This is a genomic window from Mesorhizobium sp. WSM3626, assembly GCF_000513935.1.
Lineage (GTDB): Bacteria > Pseudomonadota > Alphaproteobacteria > Rhizobiales > Rhizobiaceae > Mesorhizobium > Mesorhizobium salmacidum.
In genome coordinates this window covers 60,082-77,651 of the sequence record NZ_AZUY01000001.1, presented here as the reverse complement: position 1 = coordinate 77,651, position 17,570 = coordinate 60,082, and the positions used below count along the sequence as shown (strand labels likewise).

The 17,570-nt window shown below is 62.7% G+C and carries 24 protein-coding genes and 1 riboswitch; of the genes, 5 read left to right on the top strand and 19 right to left on the bottom strand.

Annotation, left to right across the window (positions count from 1 at the left end; all coding sequences use genetic code 11):
- Positions 1 to 80: 80 nt before the first annotated feature.
- The 4 genes from M653_RS0100485 to M653_RS0100470 form a co-directional block, all read right to left on the bottom strand.
- Entirely contained in the window at positions 81 to 1,097 is a 1,017-nt protein-coding gene (locus M653_RS0100485) for an ABC transporter substrate-binding protein (protein WP_027141505.1), read from the bottom strand.
- Positions 1,090 to 1,857, bottom strand: a complete 768-nt coding sequence (locus tag M653_RS0100480) for an ABC transporter ATP-binding protein (protein ID WP_027141504.1) — start codon at positions 1,855 to 1,857, stop codon at positions 1,090 to 1,092. The genes M653_RS0100485 and M653_RS0100480 overlap by 8 nt, the downstream gene beginning before the upstream one ends.
- Entirely contained in the window at positions 1,854 to 2,672 is an 819-nt protein-coding gene (locus M653_RS0100475; RefSeq protein WP_027141503.1) for an ABC transporter permease, read from the bottom strand. Before M653_RS0100475 ends, M653_RS0100480 begins: the two co-directional genes overlap by 4 nt.
- Positions 2,673 to 2,713: 41 nt before the next feature.
- Positions 2,714 to 3,322 (bottom strand): YkoF family thiamine/hydroxymethylpyrimidine-binding protein, encoded by a 609-nt coding sequence (locus M653_RS0100470; RefSeq protein ID WP_027141502.1) that lies wholly within the window; start codon positions 3,320 to 3,322, stop codon positions 2,714 to 2,716.
- Positions 3,313 to 3,426, bottom strand: a riboswitch (TPP riboswitch). (Overlaps the previous gene by 10 nt.)
- 133 nt (positions 3,427 to 3,559) lie before the next feature.
- Here M653_RS0100470 and M653_RS01000000131900 point away from each other — a divergent pair.
- On the top strand, positions 3,560 to 3,937 hold the full coding sequence (locus M653_RS01000000131900; RefSeq protein WP_245262034.1) for a hypothetical protein: 378 nt from the start codon (positions 3,560 to 3,562) through the stop codon (positions 3,935 to 3,937).
- A 178-nt stretch (positions 3,938 to 4,115) separates the two neighbouring features.
- Here M653_RS01000000131900 and msrA read toward each other — a convergent pair whose 3' ends face one another.
- Both msrA and M653_RS0100455 read right to left on the bottom strand, forming a co-directional pair.
- Positions 4,116 to 4,634 carry a peptide-methionine (S)-S-oxide reductase MsrA gene (gene msrA, locus M653_RS0100460; protein WP_027141501.1) on the bottom strand — a complete coding sequence of 173 codons (519 nt, stop codon included), beginning with the start codon at positions 4,632 to 4,634 and terminating at the stop codon, positions 4,116 to 4,118.
- Between the two features lie 187 nt (positions 4,635 to 4,821).
- Positions 4,822 to 6,336: a glycosyltransferase family 39 protein gene (locus tag M653_RS0100455; RefSeq protein WP_245262033.1), complete on the bottom strand. Its 1,515-nt coding sequence runs from the start codon at positions 6,334 to 6,336 to the stop codon at positions 4,822 to 4,824.
- Positions 6,337 to 6,567: 231 nt separating this feature from the next.
- Between M653_RS0100455 and M653_RS0100450 the strand changes: the two genes are divergently transcribed.
- The gene (locus tag M653_RS0100450; protein WP_027141499.1) at positions 6,568 to 7,275 is read left to right on the top strand and encodes a hypothetical protein; all 708 of its coding nucleotides are present in this window, start codon (positions 6,568 to 6,570) and stop codon (positions 7,273 to 7,275) included.
- Positions 7,276 to 7,421: 146 nt separating this feature from the next.
- Here M653_RS0100450 and M653_RS0100445 read toward each other — a convergent pair whose 3' ends face one another.
- The 6 genes from M653_RS0100445 to M653_RS0100415 all read right to left on the bottom strand — a co-directional run bounded on the left by M653_RS0100445 (position 7,422) and on the right by M653_RS0100415 (position 9,813).
- Positions 7,422 to 8,051 (bottom strand): GNAT family N-acetyltransferase, encoded by a 630-nt coding sequence (locus M653_RS0100445; protein ID WP_245262032.1) that lies wholly within the window; start codon positions 8,049 to 8,051, stop codon positions 7,422 to 7,424.
- A 9-nt stretch (positions 8,052 to 8,060) separates the two neighbouring features.
- Positions 8,061 to 8,378 (bottom strand): hypothetical protein, encoded by a 318-nt coding sequence (locus tag M653_RS0100440; RefSeq protein ID WP_027141497.1) that lies wholly within the window; start codon positions 8,376 to 8,378, stop codon positions 8,061 to 8,063.
- 103 nt (positions 8,379 to 8,481) lie between these two features.
- A complete protein-coding gene (locus M653_RS0100430; protein WP_027141496.1) occupies positions 8,482 to 8,676 on the bottom strand; it encodes a hypothetical protein in 195 nt (64 codons plus the stop codon).
- Positions 8,661 to 8,900, bottom strand: a complete 240-nt coding sequence (locus M653_RS0100425) for a hypothetical protein (RefSeq protein WP_027141495.1) — start codon at positions 8,898 to 8,900, stop codon at positions 8,661 to 8,663. Before M653_RS0100425 ends, M653_RS0100430 begins: the two co-directional genes overlap by 16 nt.
- Positions 8,897 to 9,097: a hypothetical protein gene (locus tag M653_RS0100420; RefSeq protein WP_027141494.1), complete on the bottom strand. Its 201-nt coding sequence runs from the start codon at positions 9,095 to 9,097 to the stop codon at positions 8,897 to 8,899. Before M653_RS0100420 ends, M653_RS0100425 begins: the two co-directional genes overlap by 4 nt.
- A 2-nt stretch (positions 9,098 to 9,099) precedes the next feature.
- Entirely contained in the window at positions 9,100 to 9,813 is a 714-nt protein-coding gene (locus M653_RS0100415; RefSeq protein ID WP_027141493.1) for a glycosyl hydrolase 108 family protein, read from the bottom strand.
- Positions 9,814 to 10,018: 205 nt separating this feature from the next.
- On the opposite strand from M653_RS0100415, the gene M653_RS0100405 reads away from it, so the two are divergent.
- Positions 10,019 to 10,309 (top strand): hypothetical protein, encoded by a 291-nt coding sequence (locus M653_RS0100405; protein ID WP_156938138.1) that lies wholly within the window; start codon positions 10,019 to 10,021, stop codon positions 10,307 to 10,309.
- A gap of 27 nt (positions 10,310 to 10,336) precedes the next feature.
- On the opposite strand, the gene M653_RS01000000131895 is transcribed toward M653_RS0100405, so the two are convergent.
- The 6 genes from M653_RS01000000131895 to M653_RS0100375 all read right to left on the bottom strand — a co-directional run bounded on the left by M653_RS01000000131895 (position 10,337) and on the right by M653_RS0100375 (position 15,839).
- A complete protein-coding gene (locus tag M653_RS01000000131895) occupies positions 10,337 to 11,419 on the bottom strand; it encodes an acyltransferase (protein WP_051442583.1) in 1,083 nt (360 codons plus the stop codon).
- Between the two features lie 81 nt (positions 11,420 to 11,500).
- Positions 11,501 to 13,813: an SGNH/GDSL hydrolase family protein gene (locus M653_RS0100395; protein WP_156938137.1), complete on the bottom strand. Its 2,313-nt coding sequence runs from the start codon at positions 13,811 to 13,813 to the stop codon at positions 11,501 to 11,503.
- Positions 13,729 to 14,124: a terminase family protein gene (locus tag M653_RS01000000131885; protein WP_245262031.1), complete on the bottom strand. Its 396-nt coding sequence runs from the start codon at positions 14,122 to 14,124 to the stop codon at positions 13,729 to 13,731. Before M653_RS01000000131885 ends, M653_RS0100395 begins: the two co-directional genes overlap by 85 nt.
- A gap of 276 nt (positions 14,125 to 14,400) precedes the next feature.
- Complete coding sequence (locus M653_RS0100385; RefSeq protein WP_245262030.1) at positions 14,401 to 15,096, bottom strand: terminase family protein; 696 nt, start codon at positions 15,094 to 15,096, stop codon at positions 14,401 to 14,403.
- Positions 15,053 to 15,448, bottom strand: a complete 396-nt coding sequence (locus tag M653_RS1000000134880; RefSeq protein WP_245262029.1) for a hypothetical protein — start codon at positions 15,446 to 15,448, stop codon at positions 15,053 to 15,055. The genes M653_RS0100385 and M653_RS1000000134880 overlap by 44 nt, the downstream gene beginning before the upstream one ends.
- Positions 15,441 to 15,839 carry a hypothetical protein gene (locus M653_RS0100375; RefSeq protein WP_027141489.1) on the bottom strand — a complete coding sequence of 133 codons (399 nt, stop codon included), beginning with the start codon at positions 15,837 to 15,839 and terminating at the stop codon, positions 15,441 to 15,443. The genes M653_RS1000000134880 and M653_RS0100375 overlap by 8 nt, the downstream gene beginning before the upstream one ends.
- 485 nt (positions 15,840 to 16,324) lie before the next feature.
- On the opposite strand from M653_RS0100375, the gene M653_RS0100370 reads away from it, so the two are divergent.
- Positions 16,325 to 16,594, top strand: a complete 270-nt coding sequence (locus tag M653_RS0100370; protein WP_027141488.1) for a hypothetical protein — start codon at positions 16,325 to 16,327, stop codon at positions 16,592 to 16,594.
- Between the two features lie 90 nt (positions 16,595 to 16,684).
- Complete coding sequence (locus tag M653_RS0100365; RefSeq protein ID WP_027141487.1) at positions 16,685 to 16,990, top strand: hypothetical protein; 306 nt, start codon at positions 16,685 to 16,687, stop codon at positions 16,988 to 16,990.
- 103 nt (positions 16,991 to 17,093) lie between these two features.
- On the opposite strand, the gene M653_RS0100360 is transcribed toward M653_RS0100365, so the two are convergent.
- Entirely contained in the window at positions 17,094 to 17,522 is a 429-nt protein-coding gene (locus M653_RS0100360) for a DoxX family protein (protein WP_027141486.1), read from the bottom strand.
- Between the last annotated feature and the right edge of the window lie 48 nt (positions 17,523 to 17,570).

Sequence of the window (17,570 nt, the reverse complement as noted above, 5' to 3'; positions counted from 1 at the left end):
GGGGTTTGTCGGGGCCGCAACCTTGGCAACATCCCGGCGTCCAGCATCGGACGATCCTTTCGCGGTTTCCGCATTGATGCCTATCTGAGGTACACATTGCTGAAATATTTCGCAAAATCGGGCCGTTGCGCGACGATCTTGCCATCGGCGTCGTGCAGGATGCCGGCAGCAAGGAGATAGGAGCCGATCGCTTCCATCTTGGCCGGATCCATGATGCCGATGGTGCCGTCTTGCCCGCGCAGATAGTGCCCCTCGATCAGTGTCTTCATCGAGGCGTGGATCAGCGCCGGATTGCTCAGGGCATCCTTGTTGGCGGCGATCAGCAGCGTGGCGGCCTCCTCCGGATGATCGACCGCGAACTGATAGCCGCGCCGCGTTGCCTGGATGAAGGATGACGCCAGGTCGGGATTTGCCTGGAGATAGGCTTCGCTCGAAGAGATAAGCGTCGTGTGCTCGTCGGGGACGCCATAGTCGGCGTAGACGAAGCTGCGCTGCTTGACGCCCTTGAGTTCGGCTTCGACGCCCTCCCAGGTCGACACTTCGAGCGTGAAGTCGACCGAGCCGTTGGCCAGCGCCTCGTAGGCGGAAGTGCCGAGCGTCACCGTCTCGAAATCGCCCTTGCCGCCATCATGCCGGATGATGGTTGAAATCAGTGCGTTCTCCCAGGCACTGCCGAAGCCGCCATAGGTCAGGCCATCCAGATCCTTCGGACTTTTGATCTCGCTGCGCGCCGCATTGAACACCAGCCGGCCTGTCTCGGACCGCACGACGGCATAGACACCCTTCAAGTCGGCCCCAGCGGTCCTCTGGGTGAACAGGCTGATGGTGCCGTTGATGCCGAAATCGGCGACGCGGTTGGCGACAAGCGTGCCGGCACCGGTATCGCTATAGGGCAGGATGTCGACCTCGAGGCCGGCCTCGCGATAAAAGCCCTTGTCGCGGGCGACGAACAGCCCGATGTGGTTGGTGTTGACCGTCCAGTCGAGCGCGACGGTAACCTTCCGCGTTGCCGCGAAGGAGCGGCTCGATCCGGTGATCAGCGGTACGCTGCCGGCAAGGGTAAGCAGCAGGGCTTGCCTGCGCGTCAAGTCAGTCATGGTCATGTCCTTTGGATGGCTGGAGGTTGAGCAAAATATCGAGGATTTCGGCCTCGAGTGCCCCGGCCTGCCGTGTGGCGGTGCTGGTCGGATCACGCGGGCGCGGCAGTGGCACCTTGATTTCGCGCACGACATGGGCCGGCCGCGCCGACAGCACATAGATGCGGTCGGACAGGAACACGGCTTCGCGCACATCATGGGTGATCAGCATCGCCGTCCAGCGATGATGCCGCCACATCTGTTCGAGCCAGCGCTGCATGGCCGCCCGGGTCAGTGCATCGAGCGCGCCGAACGGCTCGTCGAGCAGCAACATGTCGCGTTCCTGCACGACAGTGCGCAGCAGCGCCGCGCGCTGGCGCATGCCGCCCGAAAGCTGCGCTGGAAAATGCCGCTCGAAGCCGGCGAGCCCGAACTCGGCAAACAGCGGCGCGACCCGCGTCCGCGCCTCCTTGCGGCCGACGCCTTGCACCTCGAGCCCCAGCGTCGTGTTGTCGAGGATGCGCCGCCACGGCATCAGCGCGTCGCGCTGCGGCATGAAGGCGAAATGCCTGCCGTGATCATCGAGCGGCGCGCCGTCGAAGAACATCTCACCCTCGCCATGCTCGGCGCCGGTCAAAAGCTGGAACAGCGTCGACTTGCCGGCACCCGAAGGCCCAAGGATCGAGACGAATTCGCCGGCATCCACGCGCAGTGAAATGTCGGCGAGCACTTCGAGCCCGCCAAAGGCCTTGCGCATATGCCGCAATTCGAGCCGGCTCATGCTTGCGGGCCTTTTCCGGCGGCTTGCCTGCCCGCGGCTTGTTCCCAGGGCATGGCAAGACGCTGGAGCAGCGCCGTCAGTCCGAACAGGACGAGGGTGAGCGCGGCGCTGACGCCGACGGCGGCGAGCACCAGGTCGGGACGGAAATTGTTCTTGGCGTTGAGCATGTAGATGCCCAGCCCTTTGGCCGCGCCCGCATATTCGGCGAAGATGGCGCCGACGACGGCGTAGGTGATGGAGATCTTGAGGCCCGCGAAGAAATACGGCAGCGCCGAAGGCAACCGTGCCAGCATGAAGACCCGCCAGCGCCCTGCTCCCATGGCGCGCAGCATCTGGCCAATCTCGACCTCGGTCGCCTCGTAGCCCTGTACGAGGGCCACCAGCATCGGGAAGAAGGTGACCAGCGCCACCAGCATGATCTTGGGCGTCAGCCCGAAACCGAACCAAAGCACCACCAATGGCGCAATGGCGACCAGCGGCAAAGTCTGGCTGACGATAAACACGGGAAACAGCGCGCGCCGCAAAGGCTGGAAGAAGTCGACCAGCATCGACAGCGCGAAGGCGGCGCTGAGCGAACAGGCAAAACCGATCAGCGTGGCGCGCATGGTGGGAATGGCATTGTCGAGCAGCGCGTCACGATTGAGCATCGCCTGTTCGAAGACGCGCGAGGGCGCCGGCAGAACCGTCGGCTTGACGCCGGAATGGTTTGCGTAGAGTTCCCAAGCCACGAGCACCAGACCGATCGTTATCACGGCCGGCGCTGCCTGGGCGAAGAAGCCCGCGAGTTGACGCGGGTTGAATGACGATGAAACCACGAGAGGATAACCTTGACGGCGCGCGCTTCGGCGCGAGCGGTTCAGACGGCAGTGGGACTGTTGGCCGAAACCGTGACGTCGAGTGTTACGTGGCCGGCGCCTGGTCCGAAGCGGCAGAACGCTTCATCGAGCGCCGAGAAGATCGCGCCGGCATCGCCGCGCAGCTTGGTGCAGAAATTCTTGGAGCGATCGTAGACACCGGACTGCTTCAGGAAATCGATGCAGCCATAGATCTCGTCCATGTGGTCGTCCGTGCCCATCACATAGAGCGAGAACTGCGCCGCCGCTGGCTGCCCAGTGGCGGGCGCGCCGCGCACGGCGGTGATGGCCGCTTGCTTGCGTGGTCCGAGTGGCCCGGCGGGTCCGCCGAACGTGTCGGAGCGGCAGATCGGATCGTCCGGCTCCCCCGGACAGCCACGCGAAATGGTGGCCGACAGCACGCAATGCTTGCCGCTGCCGGACGCAGCCACGAAAAGGTCGCGCAGCGCCGGGAACAACACCTCGGGGGACCCGACCAGCAGCGTCGAGATGTCGTCGGTCTCGATCCTGAGCTTGGCGCGATACGGATCGAGCGCGCCGAGCGCACCCAGGATGACGCCGACAAAATCGTCGGCCATTGGATATAGGGAAACCTGTGCACCTGAAAACATCGCCCGCCTCGCTCCGCTGGTATTACCCAGATCAGCTTCTAGGGTCTGTGGGCTTGCCGCCCCCGTCTCAGCCCCGACCGTACGGAGCACCCCTGTGGATGGCGGCGTTAAAGCACCATTCGATCGGTTGGGGAAGCTGTTTTTTCAGCAAGCTGCGCCAAAAGCATTGCGCCAGCGCAGACGCAACCGGGTGCCGCCGGCTCGGAAATTGTCTGGAACCTTCGCAATGCCGAGGGGTTGTCCCACCAGACGCAATCGCAGGAAAAGTGTGAAGCGGTTTCGGCATTGCGTCAAAACAAAGAGATAGAGCGGTCAGTTGCTTCCGCGAAGCCCGTTAACCGCTCTGGCGACGAATTCATAGAAATGGAGACAAACCATGCTTATGAAAATCCTCGCGGCTTCGGCGGCAGCGGCAAGTCGGTCACTGTAGACCCAGCTACCCCTGCTTCGCCCAATACAATCGATCCGGGCGCAACCAACAGTACGACCATCGCGCCGGGTGACATGAATTCCAACGCGGACCAGAATTGCCCGAACAATCCGCAGGGCGCGCAGACGGATGCCAATGGCAATGCGACCGCGCCGACCGTTAACGACAGCAACTGCGGGAAATAGTTTTCGCGCATGGAAATCGCGGACTGAGGTTCCGCGATTTCCATGCGCATCGATTTCAGTGGGCCGGCGGCACCCCTCGCGCCGATTCGAACTGTCAACCGCCGGGCGGTGGTTAACAGCCGCTATTGATATGGTCTTGTGGCAACCAGCGGGAGCTTCTGCCCGCCGCCAAAAAATCTTATGAAACTGCCTTTTCGCGAACCGGCAGTTTCCAGCCTGGCCTGATGAAATGGCAGGTGTAGCCGTTGGGATATTTCTCCAGATAATCCTGGTGCTCGGGCTCGGCCTCCCAGAACGCACCGACCGGCGCGAGCTCGGTGACAACCTTGCCGGGCCACAGGCCGGAGGCATCGACATCGGCGATGGTGTCCTCCGCCACACGCTTCTGCTCCTCGCTGGTGTAGTAGATTGCCGAGCGATAGCTCATGCCGACATCGTTGCCCTGGCGGTTGCGCGTCGTCGGATCGTGGATCTGGAAGAAGAATTCCAGAAGTTGGCGGAAGCCGATTTTCGCCGGATCGAAGGTGATCTCGATGGCTTCGGCATGCGTGCCATGATTGCGATAGGTGGCGTTCGGCACGTCGCCGCCGCTGTAGCCGACACGGGTGGCGAGGACGCCCGGGAAGCGCCGGATCAGATCCTGCATGCCCCAGAAGCAGCCACCGGCAAGCACTGCACGTTCGCTCGAAGTCGCCATGTAACGTCTCCTCAAAAGGCAATCCCAGGAAAAGTGTAGCGGCTTTCCCCGAGGAATTGCGCGACCACAAATTTGGATATCCCCATAAATGGGCATTGTCGCCCGGTTCGTCCAGTCAGACGAGCGTCCATTCGGTCATACCGATGGAAGGCGCCCCCTAACGAACCGGCGCATGACACTGCCCGCGTTAGACGCGCGGATGCCGGGTCCGGCTGCTGGCGGCAACCGGCAGATATCGCGTACCAGGCGGAATGGCGGCAAAACTGATCGCTACCGGCGGCGCCTCGCGCGACCAGTTGAAAAGAACCGTCTTGACCGGGATGTTGTCCAACCATGCCCGCAACTGTGGCGGCACGCCATGACCCCGCCAAATCATCAGCATGCCATGGTCGCGCAACCGCTGCCTCGTGATCCAGGGGGCGAACCGCATATCGAGGTCGGTGAAGATCGACGGCTTGTCATAGGCATTGAGGCCCGCCAGCATGGCAAGATTGGTGTCGCCACCGACGATGTCGAGCTGACCGGGCGCCGCCGCGTGCCAGACTGCCTCGGCCTCGTCCGAGATCGGCTGCGCGGGCCAGCAGACGGCGTCCATGCGCCCGCGCAAATTGCAGTCCGTCCAGCGGATTGCCGCATAGGCGCCCGACATGGTGACGATGCAGATGAAGGCGCAGATCGCCAGCTTTCGCATCTCGACGGCGCCGAGCCGGTGACCGAGAAAGGCCAGAGCGACCACACCGACAAGATTGTACATCGGCGCGCTCCAGGCCTCGCCGGTGCCGGTGAACAGCGAGGCCACCATGACCAGCGCCGCGGGCCCAAGCCCCATCCATAGGAGATAGACGAGCGTGCCGCGCTCGACCGGCTCTTGCGGGGCTGGTGAGCGCCGCAAGAGCCCTGATAGCGCCAACACCAGGAGAAAGCCGGAAAGCCCGGCGATCTGGACGCCGATATAGTAGAGCCGCGCTCGGTGCTCGCTCACCCACGCATCGCGGTCGGCGAAATAGGTCAACGGCAGGAAATCCATGCGGTAGAGTGCGATGGCCAGCGGCGCGGCGACCACGAGAAAAACGGCCAGGCCAAGCCATGGCCAGGGTGTCGCCAGCCGGCTGCGCGCGCGCGGCTCGTACAGCAGCCAGAGAGCGCCGAAGGCGAGCAGCAGGCCGGTAGAGAACTTGGCGTAGAGCCCGACGCCGGACACCAGTCCGAGCGCCAGCCACCAGCCTGGCCCGTCGCCGCGGCCGGCGCGCCACAACAGCCAGCAGATCGCGGCCCAGAACGGCATCTGCGCATAGTCGTGATTGAATTGCGGCGTCGGCCAGCCGAAGAAATATATCGATGGCATCAAAAGCACGGCAGCCAGCGCGCGCCGTTGTCCGAGCATGTCGCGGGCCAGCAGATAGACCAGGACGAAGGTGGCCGAAATCGTCAGCTGAGCGAGCAGATATTGCGGCCAGCGGAACGATCCGGTCAGAAGATGACTGGTCTCGAGCAGCCAGCCGGGCAGTTGCGGATGCTTGTAGGTTAAAAGCACCCATTCGCGGCCCCACATGAAGCCTTCCACAACATCACCGGGCGGTGCGGGATTGATGAGTGTTGGCACCACCGTCCAGCACAGGGTCTGCGCCAGGCACAAAAGCGCCAGCAAACCCCAGGGGTGCCGAAGCAGGGCGGACCAGACCGACGACGAGTCCAGTTCCACGGCAGGCAGCCCTGCCGGCATCCAACGATCGATGGAGTCGTCAATTCCCGCCATGCGGCGCTTAGACCACATCGCCTGGTTTGCCGAACAGCCCAAAACATCAAAGCTTACAAAAAAGTATACTTGCAGGTCATTGCAAGACCAAGATTGAGCGGGATCTACGGTCTCTCACTGCCGTCGCCGGGCAGAACAGCCCGCACACTGATCCCACTTGAACATCCCGGATACTCGATGCGTCACCAGCATGCCGTCATCCACCACCGCGCGCTCGACTTCTGGCTGGCGCGCGCGGCGGTCCTTGTCATCATCTGCCTGCAGCTTCTGGTCATCAACGATCTTTCGTTCGGCCCCCGCTGGCTGGCGCCGGCGCTGGAGGCCGCCCTGCTCGTACCCCTGTCCGTAGCCACCGCCTGGACGCAGGTCGCCACCCAGAAAGCGGTCGAGGAGGAGCACTGGTATCTGGTTGGCCGGTTTCGCGTGATGATCCGCAGGGCGGCTCTGGTGATGACCGGCCTCGTCAGCGTCATGAATTGCGGCTCGCTGGCGCTTCTGGTGCGTGCCTTGCTGGCCGGCCATGCCGGCTCCAGCGGCCAGACGCTGCTGGTCGACGCGCTCAATATCTGGGTCACCAACGTTATCGTCTTTGCCTTGTGGTTCTGGAGCACCGACCGTGGCGGGCCGCCGACCTGCGGCCTCGTCACACGCGCCCATGCCGATTTCCTGTTTCCGCAAATGACCCTGAGCGACCGCGAAATCCGCGACTGGCTGCCGGGCTTCGTCGACTATTTCTTCCTCGCCTTCACCAATGCGACCGCGTTTTCGCCAACCGACACATTGCCGCTCTCCCAACGCGCCAAGCTGCTGATGATGGCCGAGGCCATGATCTCGCTGCTGACGATCGCGCTGGTCGCGGCCCGCGCCGTCAACATCCTGGCTTAGGACTTGCCAAGATATCCGGCCGAAACGCAAAATAGCCGCCCGGCGAACCGGAGCGGGCTATTGATTGTCTGCGATGGCTGTCGCTAGTCTTGCGATGGCTGTCGCTAGTCTAATGGCACTGCAACGCAGGTGGGCATCCGCCATCCTCAATCGGCGCTGAGGTCATATTCGAAGACCACCTGGTCGCGCAGCGTGATGCCATCCACGAGCATACCTTCGGGATAGCCGGTCGACAGTCCGAAAGCGTCCCGCACGATCCGGCTCATCCGAAAGCCATACAATTGGTAGAAGCGCAGATTGCCAATGTCGCAGCTTGCCGTCGAGACAATCAGGCGCTGGCCCCCGCGCTCGCGGCAGCGGGTGATTGCCGCAGCCACGAGAAGCCTGCCCAGTCCCTCACCTTGCCGCGCTTGAGTGACGGCGATGCTCTTGAGTTCGAAGGCGCCGGTATCGCCTGTATCGATGATCTGCGCATGGCCGACGATTTCGCCGCCCTCGCGAGCAACCAGGACTTCGCCCTGCTCGACATAACGGGAGATCTGCGTGTGAGAATCGTCGGCAAGGGCAAACAGCGGCAGCAGCGCCTCGCGGTCCCCGTCATATCTCTCAATCTGCATCCGCGAGCCCGTGCCGGACCAGTGCCGCCACGAACCCGGCAGCCTTGCATTGGGATATAACAACAGCCAGCGGGGAGCCACAAATGCAAAAAGCCCGCCTTGGCTCGAGCCAAGGCGGGCTTTGGCTCGACCGAGCCGCGGATTCTCAACGTCGGGCAAGGCCCGGGATCATTCCTCCGCCGCTGGCCTGAACTTCCGCACGATCACCTCGAACAATATATCCGAGATCCACATGGCGCAGACGCCGATGAGGAAAGCCGCCGCCAGCGTTGTCGTGTCGTCACTGGCCAGCGGCAGCCCGGTGGCGTGGGCATACTGGACCACGGGCAGCGTCAGATAGGCCGCGGCGAGCGCGCCGCAGATTGGCGATGCCACCATCTCGCGCAGCTTGTAGCGATGACGCGACAAAGCCCGCAGGACGCCGCCGGCAAGACCGGCGGCAACCACCGGCCCCTTGATGCCGAGCAGGTCGAACAGATCGTGCATCATTTCACCGCCCTCGCAACGAGAAACCCGAAGATCGATCCAGCGCTGAAAATGGTCACGCCGCCAAGCAGCAGGACCGAGCCCATCGGAAGGAAGATGACGGTCATGGCTTCCATCCGCACAGTCTTTCGCCCTTGCGGTTGTGCGCCAGCAACGCCTTGACCTCGGCATCCGACAGCGCGTTGATCGCGGCCGCCGACAGGCGCAGCGGGCTAGACACCACGCAAAATCCGCCCTTGGCGGTGGTACAGCCAACCAGCGCGGCCACGGCGGAGGCGAGCATCAATCCCTTGCCCATGATTTGAGCTCCTTTCGGGCGGTGGCGGCGGGCAGCGCACCGATGTCGTTCTGGACCTGGTCGGCAACCTCGCGCGCCTCGGCTTCGGTGGCGGCCTGTCGGACGCGCTCCGCCCGTTGGCCGGCCAGCCGCTGACGAACTCCCCAGCCGAATGCCGCCAGTATGGCGGCACCAACGCCCAGGATGGTCGGATTGGTGAGCAGGACATTAAGCAGCGTGCTCATCGGTTTGGCTCATCCTTCACCAGGTAGCCGACGGCAAAGACCGCGATCGGCAGAAGCGTCGCCCATGTCTCGGCGTCGTACCAGGAAGGCCAGACATTGCGCACGAAGACGCCGGAAACAGAGATGGCCGCGGCAGCGATCGTGGCAGCCGTCAGCTTGTTGGTTGGACGGATAGTCGGCTGGGTGACGGTGGCCATGGTCAAAACATCCCTCCAAGGGCGATAGCAATATGGCGCCAGGCGGCGAGGACGACGATCAGGCAGGCGGCGATGATCCCACCTGTCTTCGCGGCCATCGGCATGCCGGAACTGTCAGGCGCCGGCGCATTGCCCTCGGGCATCGCGGCCTTGGGCGGAGCCGCTTCCGGCGGCGGCTTTGCGGGCAGCGCGGACACAACCGCCGGCGCCGACATCAGCAAGGCCTGCGATCGCACCGACTTGACCCGGTCCGACCAGCCGCGCCCGAATGTCGCCCATGTCGGCAAGCGTTGCAGGAACGCCAGCCGCGCATCGCAGAGCTGGTCGATCACGACGCCGGCCGGTCTTGCCCTGGCCGCGGCGAGCGTGACTGGCCCGATGCGGCCATCCTGGGAGATGCCCAGGGTTGCCTGCAGGTATTTGACCGCCCTGCCCGGGCCGCTGTTCACGGCGAAGTCGAAAACGGCATAGTCGACGCCGTCGGGCAGTTCCGCGCCGGCCACGGCATCCCAGTAGAAGCGGCGGTAAACCGTGGCAACCTGGTCATCCCCGATCTTGCGCAGATCGGCCTTGCTGGCGTCGGCTTTCACATAGCGGCGGAAGTTGGCGAGTGTGACGCCCTTCATCGTAGCGCCGCCCGGATCGGCCGGATTGTCCGACCAGCCGCCCTCGGATTTCAAGACGAGCGCAAGCGCCCGCGCGAAGTTGCGGTCCATGGGGATTTCCTTTTATGGTCAGGAGATGCAGTTCACAGTGGACGGCGTGGCCGTGAAGCGAACCGATGTTCAGGCCGAGACCTTTGATGAGGCGGCGGCAACGCTTGGCCGGGAGCCGACTTCAGGGGAATGGTCCGGGTGACGCAGGTTGTCAGCGGGCGGACGAACTGGTTTCGGGCTGGCGGTTGATTGCGCAAGGATGCGGATGAGCTATTTCACTTCGATGGTCACGCTCAGGCAATCAGAGCGGATCACGGCAAGCTTTGCAGTCTTCTTGGCCGCAGTGGTCTTCTTCGTCTGGTCAGGGGGCCCATTCGGGCTGAGCAAGGACGGCCAGTGGCAATATTACACCCCTGATGCGTATGTTACGGTCGAAGATGGGGTGGACGTGTCCGGCGTCCCTATCATGAGCCGCTGGTCGGGTGACCGCTGGCAATACCGGAAAATGACCAAGGATGAGGCTGACCACCTCAAAAACCTGGTCGGCGCGCCCTGAGAGCGAAAGGGCAGTCGGCATTTCTAATTAGGCGGGCAACGGCTCACGCGCCACAATTCCACTCGATCCCTTGGCCAGACGCGCAAGCCATGCGCTTTTGTTGATAGGCTGTTCAATTAGATTGAAGCTGAGAAACCCGACCAGCACCGCCACACAGACGAATGCAACGCCGTAGATTGGGGCTGGCACTCTATTGATCAGATCGCCAGCAACAAGCCACGCAGCGATTGTTGCGAAAAGCACCTGATGCCATAGGTAGAGCGAGTACGAAGCATCTCCTAGCGCGATCCATCCTTTCGAGAACGTCCACATCTGCCTGATTTCGAGGGCGACGAAACCATAGACGATCAGCGCACTCGGAAGGCCGAAGCAGACGACGCGCCACGAACTCGGCAGGGTCCACCCCCCATTAAGATTGAAATATATCGCGCCCCAGAGGTAACCAGCCAATCCCACTCCGATCGCTGCGACTGCATATTCCGAATACTTCCGTGAGGCCAGAAGGACAATCACGATGCCAAGGCCAAACTCCAACGCGAGGATATTCAGCCACGAAGACGATGTAGAGACTCCGAACCACGACGCCATCGAAGCAGCGGCAACCATCGCGAACCATGCACCAAGTATCAGAGCAATCCTGCGAGGAAAGAACAGGATCCCGAGCGCGCACATGGCGTAGAAATACATTTCGTATTGCAGCGTCCACGCCGCTTGGACGCGACTGTTGGGGCTGTTGATCAGAAGCACCTGCTGCCATGTAGGTGCCACCTTGATGAAGGCCGGCGAGAACTCTACCCATGGCATGAGAAGCGTTGCGATAGCAAACACCACCCAATAAATAGGATAGATTCGAAATACTCGCTTAATCGCGAACTCGCGGAACGCGCTCACCCGGCCAACGATCTCCGCCTTGTCACCAAGCCTTTGAGCGGCGAGGAACACCACGAAGCCCGATATCACAAAGAACAGGTCGACGCCGCCGGGGCCGACCGCAGTCACAAATTGTTGTGTCCAATGAATGCGCATCGGCAGGATAGGCCAATAGATATGGCTTATCACCACCATCAATGCTGCGACTGCTCGTAGGCCTTGAATGTTCTTATAGAGCACCGATCCTGCCTTCTCCCCGCGGCAGAGCGATACCAGCGACGGCCGCGTGCGGCAACCATGTTGGCCGCTCCTGACTCTGCATCAATCCCAGTTCACGTCGCCAAGCCGGATGAATTTGTTTGTCGCATCGACCCCGTAAGCAGTAGCCACCCCTGCCGTGGTAACATCCAGCCAGCTTTGCACATTGGCCTTCTGTGTGATCACCGGTTGCCATTGTGCCCGCTGCGGCCACATGTATTTTGGCAACTGCAACACTTGGGTGCCATCCGCAGTTGGGCCGGCGGCCGTGTTGATGATCCCGTCCAGATGCTTCCTGCCTGTGGCATCCAGCCAAAAAACTGGCGTGGTAAGAGCCTGCCAGCTGTTCCTGTACCAGCTGGCTGGAATGGCGGTAAACGGCAAGCTCTTGTCATAGGGCGGAGCGAGAAGGGCCATCGCTTTGCGCGCCAGGGCGAAGGCGAAGGCGATACGATTCTGCATGTCTGGATGGATATTGTCGAATACGGCCCCAGTCTGCATCATCCCGGTAGCGTTCCAGGCGAGATGATAGGCAAGAGCTGGCGTCATGGCTTGCGCGGCTTCGACCATCCCGACCAGATAGCCTTGAGCTGCCTTATCCGCGATGGTCTTCATGATGACGTTTCGATAATACGAGCCGAACCCGCCATTAACGGAGTTTTGGCCGACCGCGCCATTCCGAACTGCATCGGCCCTGTTGTAGAACAGCGGCGGCACCGCAACCACCAGTGGGATAAAGGCATTCGCCAGACGGTTTATGATGCTCTGCATGACGGTCGGGAAGCTGGCCGTTTGTCCCTGAATGTTGTTCGTGCCTACCATACCAATCGCCAATGTGTATCCGGACAAGCTCATGCCAGCCATAATGGTGTCTTGCTGTTCTGCCGTCTGCCCCGCCACTGCGATGTTGTTGACGTAATCGACTTGCAGACCGCAGGAGCCCTGCAGGAACCAAGCAAGCCACTCGGGCCAGCCGGGATTGACGCCATCCGTGATGCTATCGCCGAAGATGAGAATACGTTGGCCGTTCGGCACCGGAGCCGGTCCATTATCCACCCGCACCCAATTGTCGGTAACGACGCTCCCAGTCTCGCCGGGGTTTTGAAAGACTACCATCCCCACATCAACGATTGGGCTAGCGGTTGTTTGCTGTGTTGTGATGTCTATCCCATTGAGCGTAAAGCAAAACTTCGTGGGACTGATAATGCGCACCCCAAGCGTGGCATTGGGTAGTCGATAGCCGTCCTGGTTGTCGTTGTTCATTACGGACGGAAGGGAAGCAGAGGAGGAACCGACACCATAGGTGCGTGTCGTGTAAGTCACGGCCTCGGCAAGGGTCGTGCCGTAGGCGATACGATATCCGGCTTCAGTGCGGACCATGATGCCGCGAGTGGTGCCGTTGCCGTGCCAGCAAGCCTTGTACTCACCTCCCGACTTGGCCGGCACAAAAGCCCCGTACCAGAAGGCGGTGGCGATAGTGCCAAGGTCGAAGGATGCCTGTGTCGCCGTCTGCATTGCCCCGGCTGGCCCGACTGCCCAGGTGTCGCCGGCCGGCCATGCTATGCGTTCAAGACTTGCGTTGGAAAGGTCAATCGGCACGACCGCCGCTGGGTCGAAATTCTGCGCGTGAAGGAAGGTTTCCTTGGGCCGCCTGTTGTCAGGCTTCGGCACTATGTCGAAACCACGCTTCCACGAAGTTGCTCCGGTGTTGAGCAGTTTCAGATTGCCGGCTTTAATGTTCGTCGTACCGTAGTTGTAGACGAAATCGCCGGTGAAAGTCGGGCCGCTGGTAGCGTCAATCGCCAGGGCCGTAAAATCCCCGACAGCGAAGAACTTGTAATTGTGCGTGGCATGCTGCTTGACGGTGACGAGTATCTGGCCCTGCGTTAAACTTGCTACGGCAAGGTTCCACGCGGCATCATTGTTGGTGATACCGTCGTCCACAAAGCCGAACTCGGTAGTGTATCGCGGCGACACTTTTCCATCGACGTAGGTCTTGACGCTTTGCTGCGTCGGGACCTTCGAATCGCTGTCGGACGCCATATCGTCTTCGTCGAGAAGGTCCGCCCTGAGAAGGGCATCGCCGTCCCCTGTGATGTCGATTGCGTCGGTGCCGATGACCGGGTCCATCGTGTTGAACCGAAACGTAATCTCTCCGTTCGAGGCTCCGTCCTGGACAAAGGCGGTCGTGCCCTTCTGCAGGGTGCGTGCGCTACGGGCGTCCGCCGCGCGGTACCACTGGCCATCGCTGGCGGTGTAGATGCCATTCTCGGAAGCCGTGGCCTGGTTCTTCACCAGCACGCGGTCGCCCACGGCGGTGGCCACGCCATCGATGGTTTGCAGCCCATGGAGGGCAATGTTGACCGTGGTCGCCAAACGCACGGGTTCGCGCTGGTGACGTAGACGACATCGGCTTCCGTATCCCAGGCGAGCTCGACCGCGGCCGAAGGATGGTCCCAGCCGAAATCGAGCGCGCCGAGACGCGGCCAGTAGCGCGGCAGGCGAAACGGCTCGCAGGCGATCAGCGCCTCGGCGACCGAGAAGATGCGGCCCGAACCCAGCACCGGAATACCGCGGGCACGGGCCTCGCGCTCATGCTCGGGATAGGCGGCGACGATCGCCGCGCGCTGCTCGGCGCTGTAGTGAGCCGCATCGTCGATGGTCATGAAGGTGACGTGACGGGTCATTTTTTTTCCCCTGAATCATTCTACCAGCCCAGTGTCGCACCGCGTTGGTTGAACCGGGTTTTCGGGCTTGGTGCGACATCACTTACCTTCTCCCCTTGTGGGCCCGAAGGGCGGGCGGGGCCAGTGACTCGCCCAGGGCGGTGGCCTCGCGAAGCGAGGTCGGATGAGGGGTGTTCCAGCTTGGCGAGGCCGGTGTTCCCGCCATCACCCCTCAACCGTCTCGGCGCTTCGCGCCGATCCACCTTCTCCCACAGGGGGAGAAGGAAAAAGACGGCCTCACCCCTTACCCATCCGCTCCACCTCCCCCGCCGACAGGAAAAGCAACACCACATCGCTCATCCCGAGCAGCGGCGTGAAGGTGACGATGGTGATGCCGCCGGTGGCGTTGGTGCGGGTCAGGCCTTCGGAATAGATGTCGAGCGGCGGTTCCTCGTCGAACCAGACGCCGTGCAGCGTCTCGCCCTGCCATTTCTCGCGGCCCTTTTCGAAACTCTTGAACGACAGCACGCTCTCGCCGGCCTGCACATCGCCGCCGCCGCCATGGCGCACCACGACGCTGTCGAGCGCGCCCGGCGCGCCGCGCCCCATGATGGTGTCGGCGATCGCATCGGCCGGGATCATGCCGGTGCCCCATGCCGCCTGCTGCTGCGGCGGGCCGACCAGCACGCGCTGCGGGTTGTCGCGCGTGCCCTCGCCGGTGACGCCGGCGGCCCACAGCCGCACCGGCGTCTCGAAAACCTTGCCTTTCCACCACGCGGGATAGCGCCCGGTCAGGTGCATCGCCCATTCGGCGCCGCCTGCCCTCGTCTTGCCGAGCTGGTTGCCGGCCATGAACAGCCGCTCGCGGTTGATCGCGCCAGCCGCGTGAAATTCAGCCTGGCGTTTATACGGCTTGTAGGCGGCGAGCTGGTTTGCGCGCTGCCGGCGGTCAAGCTCCGCCAGCAGCGCCAGATATTCCGCGCTCGCCGGCATCAGCGGCGCCGGGATCGGCGTCGAGGAACGGCCGGAGGATGGCTTCGAGGGCGCGGATGCGGTTGCGGATCTCCTCATCGCTCTGCGTGTCCAGTTGGTTGATGGCGACATCGATGTCCTTGGGCAGTACCGAAAGCACGATCTTCAGATATTGGTCCGGCTTGTCGGTGCGCACCTCGGCGAGGACACCGGCGCCATGCGCCCGGAAATCGGCCCGCACGGCGGCGAGAAAATCGTCGCCCAGTGTCTTTTTCGCCCGCTTCGGGTGGGGCGTTTTCGCGGCCGCCGGGTTGGAGGATTTACGCCTCGCCGGCCTTGCCTTGGCGCGCGATGGCCCGGTTTCGTCAGTCATGGGTCTGCGCCTTGGCATCACCGGCGGCAGGCTCCGGCAGCGCCTGCTTGGCCCGCCTGGCCGGCTTTTTCGAGCGGGCGGATTTCTTCCTGGCCCGCTTGGCACCCTTCTGCCTTGCCGAGCTGGCTGGTTTTGCCGCGCTTGCTGGTTTTGCAGCATTGGCTCGCGCCTTGAGCCTGGCCATGACAAGACCGACAGCGCGGCTGTCGATGCCTGCTTGCGGAAAATAGAAACCGCCCGCCGCCTCCCGCACCATGCCGATCAGCACGCCGGGCGCAACCGCCTCGACACGGCCGAGGCGCGCCCGAGGCGCCGCGCCCTCGAATTGGCCGATGGCGCTGACGACCTCAAGGCCGTCGTCGCCGGTGATGATGGTGGCGTAACGTGTCATGGGATTTCTCGCATCTCGCGGAGGTAGCGCTCTACGGCGCCCCCCTCTGTCCTGCCGGACATCTCCCCCTCTTGGGGGGAGATTGGCAGGTTGGACGCCTCGCCGAGTCTTGGAGCGCAGGCGATTGGCGAAGGTCGCGATTGTATCTGATCTCCCCCCAAGAGGGGGAGATGGCCGGCAGGCCAGAGGGGGGCGCTGTCCCGCCGGCATTCAAATTTGCAACCGCACTAGCGTCCCTAGGCATGGCGGCAGAAACACAAAACCCGCCTTGGCGGCGGGTCGTTGGCGCAAATCAGCACCATGAACAAATATGTAGCATGGCTGCCCTCAGCCCGTCAACGGCTTCTAGGAAAAAATTCACATTTTACCAAGAGAGCATGACGCCAGCCCAGACATTCATCCCGCTTTTCATCAGCCGGCTCCTGTGAAATCATCAGCGGCAGCTCATGGAATGTTTCCCGTCGCACGGCCTTGTGGAGAGGACGATGGACAGACCAGCCATGGCATCCGTCTTCAGGATGCGGCACGCTCCGGCCACGGTTTCCGGTGTGCGCAGCACTGGCCGGGGCCAGGCGGATCCGATCATCCGGGTGCATTCGCTTGGCGAAGCGATCCGCTTCGTCGCCGGGGCTTACCCCAACTACGACATCGGCACCGTTGCCATAGATTGCGGCGACCCCTCGATCCCGCGCCTCGGCAGCCTGGAGGTCAAGGCGCTGTGGCGCGAATATGGCGAGCGCCTGACGGAGGAGTAGACGCATGTCACCAAAAGGCCACGGCGCTTCCCCACGCCGGATCGGAAATGCCGCTCGCGCGTTTGGAACCCAGCCACTGGAGCAATCGCCATGAACGTCGCCAATCTGCAACTCGAAGGCCTGCTGATGGCCGTCGCCTCGATCAACCACGTCCTGGTCAAAAAGGGGGTGCTCACATCGGAGGAGATCGACATCGCGCTGCGCAAGGCCGAGGCCTTGGAAACCGGCGAGGAGCGGTCCGGAGGCATGTCGGCGTCGAGCCGCGACGCCGTCAACTTCCCGATCCGGCTGCTGGAACTTGCCAACCAGTGCCAGCCGGAGGCGGACATGCCGTCCTTTTCGAAGCTGGCCCGCATGGTCGGCCAGATGAAGGAGCCTTATAACGACCAGATGTAAGGTCCTCCTCGCGCTTCGCCTGGCGGACTCTTACGCCCTGCCCCGGGCGGGCTCTTAAGCCCTGCCTCGGGCGGGCCGCTAGGCCCTGCCCCGGGCGGGCTACTTAAGCCCTGCCCGGCCATCCCAGGTTCAGCGTCAGGATTCTTCCCGGTCCATGGACCGCCGCGAAAAGCAGTCCGGCCAGGAACGAAAAATGGTCGACGAAGAAGCCGAATTCGGCCTGGTTGCCGGCCCAGTGGCTGGGTCCGTGGAAGGCCAAGGCCAGGAACAGCACATAGGCGGCGGCGACCAGCGCGGCCTGGGTGAAGAAGGCACCGCTGAGGAAACACAGCACCAGCGCAACCTCCAGGATCGCCGCACACCATGCGAGGAAGAGCGGGAACGGGAAACCGGCGGCCGCGATATAGCCCGCCGTGGCCTCCATGCCCATGAACTTGAAGGTCACCGCCATCAGGAAGACGGCCGCGAAGATCAGGCGGGCGACGAGAAGGGCCGCGGTCTGCCACGGCGATTGTGTGATTTGCGACGGCATGGTTGTATTCCTCCGGTTTCATCAGCCCCAAGGACGCGCCGCCGCGCG

What these genes read in the sequence shown, in the direction of transcription:
- M653_RS0100485 (WP_027141505.1), bottom strand. Translation starts at nt 1,097, where the DNA reads ATGACTGACTTGACGCGCAGGCAAGCCCTGCTGCTTACCCTTGCCGGC.
- M653_RS0100480 (WP_027141504.1), bottom strand. Translation starts at nt 1,857, where the DNA reads ATGAGCCGGCTCGAATTGCGGCATATGCGCAAGGCCTTTGGCGGGCTC.
- M653_RS0100470 (WP_027141502.1), bottom strand. Translation starts at nt 3,322, where the DNA reads ATGTTTTCAGGTGCACAGGTTTCCCTATATCCAATGGCCGACGATTTT.
- msrA (WP_027141501.1), bottom strand. Translation starts at nt 4,634, where the DNA reads ATGGCGACTTCGAGCGAACGTGCAGTGCTTGCCGGTGGCTGCTTCTGG.
- M653_RS0100450 (WP_027141499.1), top strand. Translation starts at nt 6,568, where the DNA reads ATGCGTCACCAGCATGCCGTCATCCACCACCGCGCGCTCGACTTCTGG.
- M653_RS0100440 (WP_027141497.1), bottom strand. Translation starts at nt 8,378, where the DNA reads ATGCACGATCTGTTCGACCTGCTCGGCATCAAGGGGCCGGTGGTTGCC.
- M653_RS0100430 (WP_027141496.1), bottom strand. Translation starts at nt 8,676, where the DNA reads ATGGGCAAGGGATTGATGCTCGCCTCCGCCGTGGCCGCGCTGGTTGGC.
- M653_RS0100425 (WP_027141495.1), bottom strand. Translation starts at nt 8,900, where the DNA reads ATGAGCACGCTGCTTAATGTCCTGCTCACCAATCCGACCATCCTGGGC.
- M653_RS0100420 (WP_027141494.1), bottom strand. Translation starts at nt 9,097, where the DNA reads ATGGCCACCGTCACCCAGCCGACTATCCGTCCAACCAACAAGCTGACG.
- M653_RS0100415 (WP_027141493.1), bottom strand. Translation starts at nt 9,813, where the DNA reads ATGGACCGCAACTTCGCGCGGGCGCTTGCGCTCGTCTTGAAATCCGAG.
- M653_RS0100405 (WP_156938138.1), top strand. Translation starts at nt 10,019, where the DNA reads ATGAGCTATTTCACTTCGATGGTCACGCTCAGGCAATCAGAGCGGATC.
- M653_RS01000000131885 (WP_245262031.1), bottom strand. Translation starts at nt 14,124, where the DNA reads ATGACCCGTCACGTCACCTTCATGACCATCGACGATGCGGCTCACTAC.
- M653_RS0100385 (WP_245262030.1), bottom strand. Translation starts at nt 15,096, where the DNA reads ATGCCGGCGAGCGCGGAATATCTGGCGCTGCTGGCGGAGCTTGACCGC.
- M653_RS1000000134880 (WP_245262029.1), bottom strand. Translation starts at nt 15,448, where the DNA reads ATGACTGACGAAACCGGGCCATCGCGCGCCAAGGCAAGGCCGGCGAGG.
- M653_RS0100375 (WP_027141489.1), bottom strand. Translation starts at nt 15,839, where the DNA reads ATGACACGTTACGCCACCATCATCACCGGCGACGACGGCCTTGAGGTC.
- M653_RS0100370 (WP_027141488.1), top strand. Translation starts at nt 16,325, where the DNA reads ATGGACAGACCAGCCATGGCATCCGTCTTCAGGATGCGGCACGCTCCG.
- M653_RS0100365 (WP_027141487.1), top strand. Translation starts at nt 16,685, where the DNA reads ATGAACGTCGCCAATCTGCAACTCGAAGGCCTGCTGATGGCCGTCGCC.
- M653_RS0100360 (WP_027141486.1), bottom strand. Translation starts at nt 17,522, where the DNA reads ATGCCGTCGCAAATCACACAATCGCCGTGGCAGACCGCGGCCCTTCTC.